The 14676-nt window shown below is 65.0% G+C and carries 9 protein-coding genes; 2 read left to right on the top strand and 7 right to left on the bottom strand.

Features of this window, described 5'->3' with window-relative positions; all coding sequences use genetic code 11:
• Window positions 1–53: 53 nt before the first annotated feature.
• Window positions 54–1934, bottom strand: coding sequence for a sulfotransferase (locus DX905_RS15175; protein ID WP_116092613.1), 1881 nt, complete (start codon window positions 1932–1934; stop codon window positions 54–56).
• A gap of 78 nt (window positions 1935–2012) precedes the next feature.
• On the opposite strand from DX905_RS15175, the gene DX905_RS15170 reads away from it, so the two are divergent.
• Window positions 2013–3179: an aromatic ring-hydroxylating oxygenase subunit alpha gene (locus DX905_RS15170; RefSeq protein ID WP_116092087.1), complete on the top strand. Its 1167-nt coding sequence runs from the start codon at window positions 2013–2015 to the stop codon at window positions 3177–3179.
• On the opposite strand, the gene DX905_RS15165 is transcribed toward DX905_RS15170, so the two are convergent.
• Window positions 3170–3904: an alpha-ketoglutarate-dependent dioxygenase AlkB gene (locus DX905_RS15165; RefSeq protein WP_338053768.1), complete on the bottom strand. Its 735-nt coding sequence runs from the start codon at window positions 3902–3904 to the stop codon at window positions 3170–3172. The genes DX905_RS15170 and DX905_RS15165 overlap by 10 nt on opposite strands.
• A 211-nt stretch (window positions 3905–4115) precedes the next feature.
• On the opposite strand from DX905_RS15165, the gene DX905_RS15160 reads away from it, so the two are divergent.
• Window positions 4116–7331: an autotransporter outer membrane beta-barrel domain-containing protein gene (locus tag DX905_RS15160; protein WP_116092084.1), complete on the top strand. Its 3216-nt coding sequence runs from the start codon at window positions 4116–4118 to the stop codon at window positions 7329–7331.
• A gap of 50 nt (window positions 7332–7381) precedes the next feature.
• Here the strand turns inward: DX905_RS15160 and DX905_RS15155 are convergent, their stop codons facing one another.
• The 5 genes from DX905_RS15155 to DX905_RS15135 form a co-directional block, all read right to left on the bottom strand.
• The gene (locus tag DX905_RS15155) at window positions 7382–8818 is read right to left on the bottom strand and encodes an efflux transporter outer membrane subunit (protein ID WP_116092612.1); all 1437 of its coding nucleotides are present in this window, start codon (window positions 8816–8818) and stop codon (window positions 7382–7384) included.
• A gap of 10 nt (window positions 8819–8828) precedes the next feature.
• On the bottom strand, window positions 8829–12011 hold the full coding sequence (locus DX905_RS15150) for an efflux RND transporter permease subunit (protein ID WP_116092083.1): 3183 nt from the start codon (window positions 12009–12011) through the stop codon (window positions 8829–8831).
• 23 nt (window positions 12012–12034) lie between these two features.
• Window positions 12035–13297 carry an efflux RND transporter periplasmic adaptor subunit gene (locus DX905_RS15145; protein ID WP_116092081.1) on the bottom strand — a complete coding sequence of 421 codons (1263 nt, stop codon included), beginning with the start codon at window positions 13295–13297 and terminating at the stop codon, window positions 12035–12037.
• Entirely contained in the window at window positions 13294–13695 is a 402-nt protein-coding gene (locus tag DX905_RS15140; RefSeq protein ID WP_116092079.1) for a hypothetical protein, read from the bottom strand. Before DX905_RS15140 ends, DX905_RS15145 begins: the two co-directional genes overlap by 4 nt.
• Window positions 13696–13981: 286 nt before the next feature.
• Entirely contained in the window at window positions 13982–14596 is a 615-nt protein-coding gene (locus tag DX905_RS15135) for a TetR/AcrR family transcriptional regulator (protein WP_116092078.1), read from the bottom strand.
• Window positions 14597–14676 lie beyond the last annotated feature (80 nt).

Raw genomic sequence — 14676 nt, 5'->3', positions numbered from 1 at the left:
GTCAAGCGCTGCAGCGCGAAGAGCCGCTTTTGCGGTGCAGCATTGCAAACATGTCACGCTGGATCCGGGTAAGCCGCAACCAGCGATCCGAGCGCCTCTTTGAGTGGATCCAGCCACGGCTCGAAGTGGCGCCATTGCTCCATGCCTTCACGGAATATGGGGCGACGTACTTGCTCCGACGAGGCCGTGCGTACCGCACGATCCGTTTCGTGAAAGCGCAACGTCGCGGGCTCGAACGGCAGTCGGGCATGCGCCAATATCGCACGCACCTGGCTTTCGGTATCCTCTACCATCGCTTCGTAGAAGACGCGGTGGACATAGCCCGGCAATGCGGCGTCGAAATGGTCCATAAGCCGCACGTAATCGGCATAGTAATGGGCGATATCACGCAGATCGTAAGTGAAGGTCTGGCCGCGCGCGAAATGCTGTTTGAAATTGGAGAAGCAGCAGCCGAGCGGGTGGCGGCGGGCATCGATGACGGTGGCGTTTGGCAGGATCAGTTTGATGAAGCCCACATGCGCCCAATTGTTCGGCATCTTGTCGACGAAGCGCGGCCGATCGGTCTTGCGCTGGATGCGCGTCCTTTCGAGATATTCCTCGCCGAGTGCGCGCGCCTCCTTTGCGCTCAGCGCTGCCATGCCCGACAGCCCGACCCGCGTCGCCAAGGCGGCAATATCTGGCAGTTCGGTAGTGCCCTCCACGCCGCTGTGGCTGGCGAGGATCTGCTCGATCAGCGTGGATCCTGAGCGCGGCAGCGACACGACGAAGATGGGGTCATCTTGGGGAGCGCCCCACCCTGCCCGCTCGGCAAAAAACTCGGGCGTGAACAGCGCGCGCTGACGGTCGACTGCCGTGCTCAGTTCGTCCGGATCATAGTCGATCAGCGCACGGCGCTGGCGATTGGCCTCGGCATAATGCGCGAAGGACGACGCATAATCGCCGGCATCTTCCTCCGCCTTGCCCAGTGCGAATTGGAGGTGGAAGCGGTCTTCAGCGGACAGGCCGGGTACCGACAAGGCGCGTCGCATGGCCGTCAGGTCACCTTCTTCGAACCGCACGGTCTTGAGATTGGCAAGGCTCCACCACGCCTCGCCCAATGTCGGCTCGAGCTCCAGCGCGCGGCGATACGCCTCGACGCTCTCCTCCTGCTGGCCGATCGTCTTCAGCGAATGACCCAGGCTCATCCACACCTTGGGCTGGTTGGGGTAGGTAACCAATACTTGCCGGTAGAGCGCGATCGAGGGCTGGTATTCACCCAATCGGGCCAGCGCGGCGGCTTTCAGGTTGATGTACGAGGGGTGGCCCGGCTCGCCGTGGAGCAATTTATCGATCTCGCCGATCGCCTCGGCCGAACGGCCCTGACGATGGAGCGCGATCGCCAGATTGTGCCGCGCCGCCGCGAAGCCGGGCGCCAGCTCGAGCGCCCGCCGCAGCAACGTCTCGGCATCCTTGTTGCGCCCGATGCGGCCGGCCAGTTCGGCCAGCATCCGGATCGCACCTATGTCGGTCGGCCGCTCCTTGAGCCGCGAGCGCAGGATCGGTTCGGCGCGCGCGAGATCATTGTCTGCCAGCGCATCGGCTGCCGCCAAAAGCGCGGGATCGGCGGTCGAGGCGCGCAACGCCGCAAGATAGGCAGCATCGCCCCCTGCCCCATCCCCATCGAGATGTAGCTGATCCCCGAGCGCGCGCCAGGCATCGGCCGACTTCGGATCGGCTGCCGCAGCTGCGCGGAAAGCGAGCGTGGCCGCCGCCGCTTCGCCTTTGGCACGGTGCGCCTCTCCCGCGATCAGCAAAGCGGGGGCATGACGCGGCACGACGCGTAGGATCTCCCGCGCCTGCGCCAAGGCGAGATCCGGCTGCGCATTCAGCAGGCGCCGCGCGTGGCTGAGCGCTGTCGAGAGCGATGCGATCGGGTCTAGGGAAGGCGAGGCCATGCCCCAAGGAAGGATCGCGCGGGCGGCGCTGTCAACGCCGATCTTGCAGGCGAGCCCTGGCTGCGGCACGCTCTCCCCATGGCGACCGTGCTTCCCTTATCCAACATCGATCCCGACGAGGGCTGGAGCCTGCCCGCCTGGCTCTATTCCGACCCCGACTATTTCGAGGTGGAACTCAAGCAGGTGATCCGCCCATCGTGGCAGGTGATCTGTCATGTCAGCGACATCGCCGGTCACGGCGATTGGCACGGCCTCGATTATGCCGGCGAGAGCGTCGTCGCCGTGCGAGGCACGGATGGCGAAGTTCGCGCCTTCCACAATGTCTGCCGACATCGCGGTGCGCGGATCCTCGATGGCGCGCGCGGCTGCGCTAAACGCATCGTCTGCCCCTATCACGCCTGGACCTACGCCAGTGACGGGCGGCTGGTCGGCGTGCCGCAAAAGGAAAGCTACGATGCCGGCGTGCTGAACGGGGTCGGCCTGGCGCCGGTCGAGCATGAGATCTGGCAGGGCTTCGTCTTTGTGCGCCTCGAAGGCGGCGGGCCGAGCGTCGCGGAGATGATGGCGCCCTACGCCCACGAAGTCGCGCCTTACCGGTTCGATGAACTGCGCGCGCTTGGCCGGGTCACGCTGCGCCAGCGGACGGTCAATTGGAAGAATATCGCCGACAATTATTCAGACGGGCTGCATATCGCGGTCGCCCATCCTGGGCTCAAGCGGCTGATGGGCGATGGCTATGGCGTCGAATCCACGGACTGGGTGGATAAGATGTGGGGACCATTGGTCGATCGGCCTTCGTCCAACCCGTCCGAACATGCTTATGGCCGCTTCCTGCCGCACGTCGCGCACTTGCCCCAGGATCGGCAGCGGCTGTGGACCTATTTCAAGCTATGGCCAAACGTCGCCTTTGACATCTATCCCGACCAGGTCGACTTCATGCAATTCCTGCCGGTCTCCCCGACCGAGACTTTGATCCGCGAGATCAGCTACGCGATCCCGGATGACCGCCGCGAGATGAAGGCGGCCCGCTATCTCAACTGGCGGATCAACCGCCAGGTCAATGCCGAGGATACCGAGCTGGTCGCGCGGGTGCAGCAGGGCATGGCATCGTCCAGCTTTACGGTCGGACCGCTAAGCCGCGACGAAGTGGCGCTGCGAAATTTCGCGCGTCGGGTGCGGACCTTGATCCCGGAAGCGCGGCTGCATCAAACACCGCCGGCCGGCTGGACCGGCGCCTACCGCTGATCGAAGCGGCGGCCCTTTTCGGAAAGACTGCGAAAGGTGATCGACCAACGCGGCACGTCCATCGGCGCGATACTGTGTTCCCACTCATGCCGCACAGAGCCGCTGAGGTGATAAACGGAGCGAGGCACGAGCTCGACCGAAGCACGCTCAAACCCTAGCCCGGTCCGCCGCCGCAGGCGCAAGGTCGCCGGATTGCCGAGCGAGATACCAAGGACATGCTCAAACACCGGCCGATCCCGATGCCAGCCGATGCCGGCACCCGGATCGTAACGGATCAGCAGCGCCTGGACAAACTCCTCCGCCGCCATTCCGGCGAAGCCGGCGGCTTTCGAGCGCAACGGCAGCAACCATTCGGGAATCGGATCAGCCTTCGCGAACTGCGCGCGATCGAAATCGTAGTGCCACCCAAAACTGTGGGTCAGCCGCTTGCCCAGCCAGCCTTGAAACCGAAATGGCGCCAATTCTGTCGCGTCGATCGCGGCAATAAGAGCCGCTTCCTCGGAATCACTGATCAGGTTGTCGGCTACTACCAAGCCGGGCACCGGCGCGGCTTCAAATAGATCTTTCATAGCGATTATATAAGGATGCCTGGCAGGATCGCGAGCGTCGCGCGGTCTGGCATGCCCTCGAACGTCGTTCATTGCATGAACCGGGAGGCGCCGGGACGCGCTTGATGCCGCGCTGCTGCCCCTTTTGGTCATCGGGGGTTCATCTGCCGTCGCCATTGAATTTGGCACCACAAGCGGGGTCAGGGAGCGACTTTATAATGGTCATGACGGGTGCAATCCGGCATGAGAGCGCCCGACAGTCGCTCCTTTCGACACGCGCCATGCGGCGCCCGGATCGGCGGCGCCGCCACTTGCTTTGACCATAGCGCACAGGTCCCGACGGTCACCAAGACTTTACTTTCCACACTTTCAGCAGCGAGAATTCTTCATGCGCCTGGCGCTCACAGCAACCTGCATCACCACCCTTGCAACTCTTCTCGCGGCTGAAGCGCGCGCCGATACGACGATCAGCACCGCCACCACCGCGCCGGTCCGCACCTCTACCGCTGGCAATATCAGCATCACGGCCGACGGTTCGATCACGCCTACCGCGGCGGGTAATGCGGTTACGATCGACAGCAACAATACCGTCACCAGCGCAGGCAAGATCACTTTTTCCGGCATCAATGATGCGGCCGGCATCGTCGCGGCGGGCGGTTTCACCAGCGGCATTACCAATTCGGGCGCGATCACGCTCGACGAAACCTATACCCGTACCGACACTAATGCCGACACTGTGCTCGACGGACCCTATGCCCAGGGCAGCAACCGCTATGCGATCCGCATCGACGGCACCACGCCCTTCACCGGCACGCTGAACAACACCGGCGTGATCACCGTTCGCGGCAACAATTCGGCCGGCATCTTTGCGGCCGCGCCGATCGTCGGCAACGTCACGACCAACACCGGGGCGATCACCGTCACCGGCAACAACGATTACGGTGTCCGGCTGGGATCGGTGACCGGAAATGTCGCTATCTCCAGCGCGATCAGCATGCTCGGCGGCAATTCCACGGGCCTCGCGCTGACCGGCAACGTCACCGGTCAGGTGGTGGTGCACGGATCGATCACGACCACGGGTTATAGCTCGACCGCGCTTCCGGCTGACGTCACCAAGCTCACCGCGGAAAACTTGCAGCAAGGCGGGTCGGCGATGGTCGTCAACGGCAACGTCGCCGGCGGCGTGCTGATTGCCGCCGCTCCGGCGGACACGACCAACACCACCGCCGACGTCGACAAGGACGGCATTGCCGACGCGACGCAGACAACCGCCACCTTCGTCACTTATGGCAGCGCACCTTCGCTGCTGATCGGGTCGACGGCCGCACCGGTTACGCTCGGGGTCTTCTCCGGCGATACGAACGGGCTGATCATCAACGGTAAGATCGCCGGCGTCGGCGTCTATTCCGGCATCAGCGCCACGGGCGCGCAAGTCGGAGGCCTCGGTGCACCCGTCACCGTCAATGGCGGCATCGCCGTCGGTGGCCAGATTGCCGGCAGCGCCAACGGCGCGGCGGCTTACGGCCTGCGCCTGGGAGCCGGGGCGACCACACCGAAGCTCACCGTTACCGGCAGCATCGGCGCGGGCGCGACTGCAACTGCCGGTGGCAGCTCGGTCGGCGTTCAGATCGATGCCGGCGCCACGCTGCCTACGATCGCCAACAGCGGCACGATCTCGGCGCAGACGACCGCCGCAACCGGCGCTTCCACCGCCATTCTCGATAAGAGCGGAACGCTCGCCAGCGTCACGAACAGCGGCTCGATCCTCGCTTCGAGCACCGACGGCACGCAGCGCGCGATCGACGCTTCGGTCAACACGACCGGCTTCACCTATACGCAGGCGCTGGCCACTTCGACCCAGACTACGCTTCCCGCCCTCAGCGGCGGCCTCGTTACGGGCAGCGGCAACGATGTCGTCAGCGCGTCGGCCGGTGTGATCTCATCGAAGATGGCGCTCGGCGCGGGTAACGACACCATCGCCTTGAGCGGCACCACCGCGGCCGTGATCGACGCGACGCTGGGCGACGGCAATGACAATGTGACGTTGTCCGGCACGAGCAGCTATTCGGGCTCGATCGATTTCGGTGCGGGCAACAACACGCTGACGATCGGCACCGGCTCGGGCTTCTTCGGCAAGTTCATCAATACGAACGGCGCGGCGCTCAACGCTGCGGTCGCGCTCAACGGCGGCACGCTCGCGTTCAACACGACCGACACCTCGACCATGAGCAGCCTGAACGTCAGCGGCGGCACGATCGGGGTGGTGCTCGATCCAACCACGCCCGCCGCGCACACGCTGATCAACGTTACCGGCGCGACCACCTTCACCGGCCCAGCGACGCTGGCCGTATCGCTGGTGAAGTTCGGCTTGACTTCGGGCAGCACCACCGTGCTGCAGAGCGGATCGCTGGTCGGCGCGAACAATTTGTCGCTCTCGATCAGCAACCTTCCCTATCTGTTGAAGGGGTCGCTCGCGACCGACGCGACGGCGGGCACGGTCGGCGTCGCGATCCAGCGCAAGACCGCGACCGAGTTGCAGCTGCGGCGCTCCGAGGCTGCGAGCTATGACGCCGTCTTCTCGGCGATCCAGAGCAACACCACGCTGTCGACCCTGTTCCTCGGCCTGACCGAACGCGACCCAACCCTGCTTCACTATCGCGAAATGCTGCCCGACCATCAGGGCGGCGTCTTCGATGTGCTGAGCGAAGGCAGCCGCGCACTGGCGCCGACCGAGAATGTGACACCATGGGCGACGCTCGGCCGCGTCAGCCTGTGGGCGCAGCAGGCACTGTGGGACGAGCACCAGGGCGCCAACGACACGCCCGGCAATGGCGGTAGCGGCTGGGGCCTTACCGGCGGTGGCGATCTCGCCATCGGCGACAATAGCCGCGCGGGCATCTCGATCGGTTACATCCACGGCGACGTGCGCGACAGCGGCGCCAATGAGGTCAGCGCCAACCAGTTTGGCGGCGGTCTCCATTGGTATAGCGGTTGGGGCGGCCTGAAGCTTACCGCCTACGGCAGCGCCGGCTATGTCCGCTTGTCGGAAACCCGTTCGCTCTCCGGTGCGACCGATACGTCGCCGTCGATCCTGACCAGCAAGGGCAAGTGGAACGGCATCAATGCCGCGGCAGGAGCCAAGGCAAGCTATGAGTGGACGGCTGGGGCCTTCTACCTGCGCCCCTCGGCCTTGCTGACTTACAACCGCCTGTCGGAAAGCTCGCATAACGAAACCGGCGGGGGCGCAGGCTTCGATCTCGCCGTCGCCAAGCGCACCAGCAGCGAAGCGGCCGCAACCGGCATGCTCGCCGCCGGCATCAACTTCGGCAATCGTACCGATCCGGAAGCCACCACCCTGCGGCTCGAGCTGGAAGGCGGTCGCCGCCAGATCCTGAGCTCCGATCTGAATGGCACGCGCGCGCATTTCACCGGAGGCAGCGATTTCACGCTGTTGCCGGAGGACCGCAAGAGCGGCTGGGTCGGCGGTGCCAATGCGTCGCTCGGATCGTCGAGCTTCCGCTTCATCGCATCCGGCGTGGTGGAGACCCGCAGCAACGGCCAGCGCATCTTTTCGGGACGCTTCGGCTTCCGCGGATCCTTCTAGTCGATCGATCGGAAGCGCTGGGCCCCTGCCCGGCGCTTCGCCGACCGCATCTATTTGCCAGCCCATCCACCACCCGCGTCGGTGCCGGCCTCCTGCCAGCCGCCGCCGAGTGCGCGAAACAGATCGACCTGCGCCGAGGCGACCGCGTATTGTGACTGGGCCAACGCAGCCGCAGCTTCGGCGTCGGTGCGTTCTGCGTCGATCAGCGTCAGGTAATCGACCTGCCCCTCACGCTGACGCGCCTGCACGATCCGCGATGCGCGCGCCGCATCGTCGTGCGCGGTCTTCAACGCCTGACGGCGGTTGAGCGACTGGGCATAAGCCGACAATGCGGTGTCGGTCTCCTGCAGCGCACGCAGCACTGCGCCATCGAAAGAAGCGAGCGATCCATCGCGGTCCGCCCTCGCCTCTGCGATGCGGGCCCGTGCGGCCGACTGGTTGGGGAAATTCCAGCTGATCAGCGGACCCAACAGCCAGCGTAATGGGCCGCCGCCGAACAAATTCGAGAAACCCGTGCTCGACTGGCCGATCGAGCCGCCGAGGACGATGCGCGGATAAAGGTCGGCCGTGGCGACGCCAATCCGCGCTGTATTGGCTGCGAGCCGTCGTTCGGCGGCACGGACATCGGGACGCCGCGCCAGCAAAGTCCCGCCGTCTCCCACCGGGATGAGCTGACGAATCTCTGGGGTCGTGTCGCGCGCGGTCGCGACCGACGGCAATGCGTCCGGCGTGCGCCCGGTGAGCATCGCCAGGCGATATAGTGCCGCTTCGCGCTGGGCGATCAGAGGCGGAATTTCGGCCCTGCGTTGATCCGCGAGCGTCGCGAGGCGAACGACATCCAGCCGCTCCGCCCGCCCTGCATCCAGGCGCTTTTGTGTGATGCCAACGGAATGATCGAGCAACGCGACGATCGACTGCGCTACTTTGATCTGCTCGGCGGCCGAGGCGGCTTCCACATAAGCGCCGATCGTCTCCGCGACGATCGAAACCCGCACGGCGTCGACATCGGCTGCCGCGGCGCCGACATCGCCATGCGCGGCTTCGATCTCGCGCCGTACACGGCCGGACAGGTCGAGTTCGTAGGAGACGTCCAGTCCGGCATCGACCTGCCAGTCGTTACGCTTCGTCCCCGGCAGGCGCTGATCGGAAGGCAGTCGGCCGTAAGCGGGGCTGGCGCTGAGTGTGGTCTGCGGTAGCAGGTCGGAACGGGCGCCGCGCAGCGACGCCTTGGCGCGATCCAGCCGCGCCACTGCCACCCGGATGTCGGTGTTGGCGGCCAGCGCATCGCCGACCAGTCCGTCGAGCACCGGATCGTCGTAGAGTTTCCACCACTGACCTGGCGTCTGCGCGTCGCTGACCGGCGCACTGGCCGTGAGTAGAGGCGCCTGTGCATTGGCCGCAGGCAAAGGCGGCACGTAATTCGGGCCAACCGAACAGGCGACCAGCGCCAGTGCCGAGACGGCCGGAAGCAATTTGACGAAAGTCATGACATTTTCCTTATTCGGCCGGCTGCAGCGCGAGGCTGCCGGCCTGGCCGCCGCGGCGACGGGCAAAGCGATCGCCCAATGCGCGGCAGACAACGTAGAAGGTCGGCGTGAAAATCAGGCCGAAGCCGGTCACGCCGATCATGCCGAAGAAGACAGCCGTGCCGAGCGCCTGGCGGAGTTCCGAGCCCGCCCCCTTGGCGATCACGAGCGGCACTGCGCCGAGGATGAACGCGAAGCTGGTCATCAGGATCGGCCGCAGGCGGGTGCGCGCAGCATGGACCGCGGCATCGACCGGCGACATGCCCTGTTCTTCCTCCGCCTGTTTGGCGAACTCGACCACCAGGATCGCGTTCTTCGCCGCCAGCGCGATCAGCACGACCAGCCCGATCTGCGTGAGGACATTATTGTCCATGCCGCGCAGGTTCACGCCGGTCATCGCCGCCAACAGGCACATCGGCACGATCAAGACGATCGCCAGTGGCAGCGTCAGGCTTTCATATTGCGCCGCCAGCACCAGGAAGACGAACACCACTGCCATTGCGAAGACCAGCGCGGACGTGCTGCCGGCCGCCTTCTGCTGATAGGCGATGCCGGTCCATTCGTGACCGTAGCCCGCAGGCAAAGTCTTGTCGGCCAGCGCATCCATAGTCTTGAGCGCTTCGCCCGACGACGTGCCCGGTGCGGTGTCGCCATCAACCTCGACCGCCGGGAAGAGATTGTAGCGCGTTACGCGATACGGCCCGGTCTTGTCCTTGAAGGTTGCGACCGATCCGATCGGCACCATCGCGCCGGAATTCGAACGCGTCTTCAGGTTGGCGATGTCGGCGGTCGTGTTGCGGTACCGCGCGTCAGCCTGCGCGGTGACGCGATAGGTGCGGCCGAGCAGGTTGAAATCGTTGACGAACGCCGAGCCGAGATAGACCTGCAAAGCTTCGAACACGCGTTCCGGCGGCACGCCCAGCAGATCGGCCTTGCGCCGATCGATATCGGCGAAGATGCGCGGCGTGTTGGTCGCGAAGAAGGTGTAGATCTGCTTCAGGCCCTTGGTCTGATTGGCCTGGCCGATCAGACCATAGCTGACGGCGCCAAGGTCGTTATAGCCGTGGCCGCCCTGGTCCTGGACCATGATGCGATAGCCGCCGGCGGAACCGATACCTTGGATCAGTGGCGGCGGGACGATCAGCAGCCGGGCTTCGGTGATGTCGGCGGTCGCCTTCTGCGCTTCGCCCATGATGCTGCCGAGCGAGACCCCGAGCTTCTTGCGCTCCTCGAAGCTCATCAACGGGACGTAGGCCGCGGCAGTGTTCGGGGCGAGAGTCTGCGACGGCCCGTCGAAGCCGGCGAGCATGACCGAACCCTTGACCCCCTTGAGCGGCAGGATGCGCGCGGCAACCTTCTTCATCACGGCATCGGTGCGCGCGATCGAGGATCCGGGCGGCAGCTGGATCACGGTCAGGAAATAGCCCTGATCCTGCGCCGGCACGAAGCCGGTCGGCGTGGCCCAGAAAACGCCCACGGTGAGCGCGATCAAGCCCGCATAAGCCAGCATCATGCGACCCGGCCGCAGCACCAGCCGGTGCGTCAGGCGCCCATAGCCCTGGCTAAGCCGCTCGAACCCACGGTTGAACCGGCCGCCCGCAGTGCGGATCGCACGCCGCCAGCGTGGGCCGCCTTCGTCCTGCGCCGCGTGCGGCTTGAGCAGGATTGCGGCAAGCGCCGGGGAAAGCGTAAGCGACAGGACGAGCGAAATGATCGTTGCCGACGAGATCGTGACCGCGAACTGGCGATAGAAGGCGCCGGACAGACCGCTCAGGAACAAGGTCGGCACGAACACCGCGCACAGCACCAGCACGATCGCCACCAGCGCCGTCGAAACCTCGTCCATCGACGTTCGCGCCGCCTCGAGTGGCGTGAGCCCGCGTTCGAGGTTCCGCTCGACATTTTCGACCACGACGATGGCGTCATCGACGACGATGCCGATCGCCAGCACCATGCCGAACAGCGACAGGTTGTTGAGCGAATAGCCGACCGCCTCCAGCACCGCGAAGGTCCCGATCAGCGAGACCGGGATGGCCACGATCGGAATGATCGCCGCGCGCCACTTCTGGAGGAATATGAGGATGACCAGCACGACCAGGATCATCGCCTCGGCCAGCGTATGCTTCACCGCGTCGATCGACTGCGAGATGAATTCGGTCGGATTGTAGATCACGCGATAGGCGAGACCCTGCGGGAACTTGCCCGACATTTCCTTCATCGCGGCGGAGACACCTTCGGCGGCGGCGAGCGCGTTCGATCCGGGCCGTTGGAAGACGGCGACGATCACGGTCGGCTTGCCGCTGAGATAGGTGTTGGTGCCGTAATCCTGCGCGCCGAGCTCGACGCGTGCGACATCGGAGACACGCACCTGATGTCCATCGGGATCGGTGCGGACGACCACGTCCCCGAACTGCTTTGGATCCGTCAGGCGGCCTTGCGTCTCGACGTTGAGCTGGAAGGCCTGGCCCGTGTCATAAGGGGGCTGCCCTAGCGCGCCGGAAGCGACCTGCACGTTTTGCGCGCGCAGCGCCGACACGATGTCGCCCGCGGTCAGGCCCAATGCCGCCGCACGGCCGGGATCGATCCACACGCGCATCGAGAAGTCGCGGCTGCCGAACAATTGCACGTCGCCGACGCCGTCGATCCGCGCCAGGCGGTCGCGCACCTGGGTCAGGGCGTAGTTGGAGATATAGCCGCGATCGAGGCTGTCGTCGGGCGAGATCAGGTTCACGACCATCAGGAAGTCGGGCGAAGTCTTCTTGGTGACGACGCCAAGCCGCTGAACTTCTTCCGGCAGGCGCGGCACGGCGACCGCGACGCGGTTCTGGACCAGCACCTGCGCGGCGTCGAGGTCGGTACCGATCTTGAAGGTGACGGTGACGACCAGCTTGCCGTCGCCGGTCGATTGCGACGACTGGTACAGCATGTTGTCGACGCCGTTAATCTCCTGCTCGATCGGCGCGGCGACCGTCTCGGCCACCGTCTCCGCGCTTGCGCCCGGATAATTGGCGGTCACGGTTACGGTCGGTGGCACGATGTCCGGATATTGCGAGATCGGCAGCGCGAAATAGGCAAGCGCGCCGACGATGGTGATCGCGATCGCGATCACCGCGGCGAAGATCGGCCGCGTGATGAAAAAGCGCGAAAAGCGCATGATCTTTGTCCTGTTGGTCCGGCTTAGCGGGCGAAAGTGGCTTGGGCTGCGGCCGGAGCGATGGCGGACGGCGTCGCATCGGCACCCGCTTCGGGCGCGATCTTGCCGGGATGGGCATCGACCGGCATGCCGGGCAGCGCCATTTGCGTTCCGCTGATGATGACCTTGTCGGTCGGCGAAATGCCGGAAGCGATGACGCGCAACCCGTCGACGACGGGGCCGAGCTGCACCGGTTTGACGGCGACCTTGCCGTCCTTGCCGACAACCAGCAAAGTTTTGCGCGCCTGATCCGTCTGGATGGCGGAATCCGGCACCAGCAATGCGCGCTGCGTGCCACCGCTCGCCAGACGCATGTTTCCGAACATGCCCGGCGTCAGGAAGTAATTGGGATTGGGCAATACTGCCCGCCCCCGGATCGTGCCCGATCGAGGATCCAAGCCGTTGTCGGTGAAGTCGAGCCTGCCCTTCCAGCGATAGCCCGCTTCGTCCTGCAATTGAATTTCCACCGGCGATGCAGCCGTACCGGCGGCACGGGCCCGCTGCGCCTTGATGAACAACGCCTCCGACCCATCGAACGAGAAGTAGATCGGATCGAGCGCGTTGATCGTGGTGAGCAGGCTTCCCGCCGTGCCCTCGCCGCCCGCAACCTGATTGCCGGCGTCGACGCGACGATCGGAGATGCGGCCTGAGATCGGCGCGCGTACCTGCGTGAATTCAACATCCAATGCCTTATCCCGCGTTCGGGCATCGGCCGCCGCCACCGCGGCCTGGGCGGCCTGTACGCGCGCCCTCAAGGCATCGACTTCTCCGGCGGAGATCGCCTCGTCGCCGACCAGCCGGTTGGCGCGGGCGAGGTCGGCGCGGGCCAGTGCCAGCGTGCTGCGCGCACTGGCGCCATTGGCACGGGCTTCGGCCAGCGCGGCCGCAAACGGGCGCGGGTCGATCGTGAACAGCAACTGGCCCTGGCGGACGATGTCGCCGTCCTTGAAGTGAACGCCGACGACCTGGCCCGAAACGCGCGGCCGGACCTCGACCGTCTTGCTCGGCGCGAAGCGCCCGACATAATCGTCCCAGGCGCGGACGTCGCGCGCCAGCGGGCTGGCGATCGTGACGTTGGCCGGCGGCGGAGCGGCCGCAGCCGGGGCCTGATGCGTCAATTTCCAGGCTCCGCCGGCAACCAGCAGGGCTGCGACGACCGCGACGCTGCCGTTACGCACCGAGCGCGATCGGGCTGATCGCGCTTCGGCATCCTTATCGGCGTGGATGTCGTGGGTAAGCATGTTCATGCCGCGGAACTCCGGCGACGCTCGAGGCGCTTCGAAGCGACGCTGGCGAGCAAGGTTTCGAATTGGCCGGTCGAGAAACCGGCAGCGAGGAAGCGTTTGATCTCGGACACGGGCAGCGTGTAGCCGCGGCGCCAGGCATGGACGGCAACCCGACGCAAAGCTTCGAGCCGCGGGTCGGCCAGCGTGGATTCACGGCCAAGTCCGAACAGGCTGCCAAGCGCACGGGCAATGGGTCCGGGGGTGCTTAGGCTCGAAATGCTGTCGCGCCGCGACAGGGCGATGACGGTCCATTCCAGCGGGCTGAAATCGACCTTGCCTTCATCCTGGGCAGCCCACGGTGCCGGCACGGAATGCGCACCGGCGATCGCGAAGGCGGATGCGTGATCGAGATAAGCCATGATGTTTTCCCTTCTTATCTTCTCAAGGCAGCCGCACTCACTCACTAGCCGCAGGAATGCGGCCAGGTTCGCCGGCGGGCGGCGCAAGTCCTCGACGGCGAGCGGATACGCTGCTCGCGTCGGTCGATTTTACTGTTGGTTGGGGCGGGCCGGAGCCTGCGGATTACTGGATCGGGTTCTTCATTCAGGCGGCTCCTTTACGGTTCGCCACTTCAATACCGATCGGTATATAACGCTCTGCTGCGACGCGTCAACGGCTTTTTATACCGCTTAGTACTTTTTTATGTCAACGCCCCGGCCAGGTGCGCATCGCCATATCGACTAAGCTCTTGAGTTCCTGCGCAGAAGCCCCCGTACCGGACTGTACTGACAGCCCCTGCAGCACCGCGGTCATGTAGCGTGCCAGCGCTTCCGGCTCGATGTCCGCAGGCAAATCGCCCTCTGCCTTATACTCCTCGAGTCGCGAAATCAGCGCGTCGCGGGAGGATTTCTGGCGTTCGATCACGCAGTCCCGGATCGGCGACGGTTCCTGTCCGCATGCGACCGAACTGATCACGCCAAGACATCCCTTGGGGTTGCAGCTGCTGGTCTGCATTTCGAGCGCGCCCATCAAAAGCCGCTCCGCCATCCTGCGTGATGTCGGCTCCTTCAGCGCCTCGGCCATATAAGCCATCTTCTCACGCTCGTAGAGGTCGAGCGCCTTTTTGAAGAGTTCTTCCTTATTGCCGAACGCGGCATAAAGGCTGGGCTTGGCGATCCCCATCTCAGAGGTAAGCTCGGCCATCGAGGCGCCTTCATACCCGCGCTGCCAGAAAACCCGCAGCGCCGCGGTCAGCGCCTCGTCAATATCGAATTCACGAGGACGCCCCTTGGGCGTGAGACAAGAGAGAACGCTTTCCATACCGGGCGGTATATAGTGAAGATTGTGTCTCGCGTCTAGCGTCATGCTCCATAAGTCACGGAAATACCGAGCGCTCTCCG

Origin of the sequence: Sphingomonas crusticola, from assembly GCF_003391115.1 — a bacterium.
GTDB classification, from domain to species: domain Bacteria; phylum Pseudomonadota; class Alphaproteobacteria; order Sphingomonadales; family Sphingomonadaceae; genus Sphingomonas_I; species Sphingomonas_I crusticola.
This window is presented reverse-complemented; position numbering and strand designations above follow the sequence as displayed.

Excerpts from the sequence above, each read along its gene's own strand:
- DX905_RS15160 (WP_116092084.1), top strand. The coding sequence starts at position 4,116 with ATGCGCCTGGCGCTCACAGCAACCTGCATCACCACCCTTGCAACTCTT.
- DX905_RS15175 (WP_116092613.1), bottom strand. The coding sequence starts at position 1,934 with ATGGCCTCGCCTTCCCTAGACCCGATCGCATCGCTCTCGACAGCGCTC.
- DX905_RS15155 (WP_116092612.1), bottom strand. The coding sequence starts at position 8,818 with ATGACTTTCGTCAAATTGCTTCCGGCCGTCTCGGCACTGGCGCTGGTC.
- DX905_RS15135 (WP_116092078.1), bottom strand. The coding sequence starts at position 14,596 with ATGGAAAGCGTTCTCTCTTGTCTCACGCCCAAGGGGCGTCCTCGTGAA.
- DX905_RS15145 (WP_116092081.1), bottom strand. The coding sequence starts at position 13,297 with ATGAACATGCTTACCCACGACATCCACGCCGATAAGGATGCCGAAGCG.
- DX905_RS15170 (WP_116092087.1), top strand. The coding sequence starts at position 2,013 with ATGGCGACCGTGCTTCCCTTATCCAACATCGATCCCGACGAGGGCTGG.
- DX905_RS15165 (WP_338053768.1), bottom strand. The coding sequence starts at position 3,904 with ATGGCGACGGCAGATGAACCCCCGATGACCAAAAGGGGCAGCAGCGCG.
- DX905_RS15150 (WP_116092083.1), bottom strand. The coding sequence starts at position 12,011 with ATGCGCTTTTCGCGCTTTTTCATCACGCGGCCGATCTTCGCCGCGGTG.
- DX905_RS15140 (WP_116092079.1), bottom strand. The coding sequence starts at position 13,695 with ATGGCTTATCTCGATCACGCATCCGCCTTCGCGATCGCCGGTGCGCAT.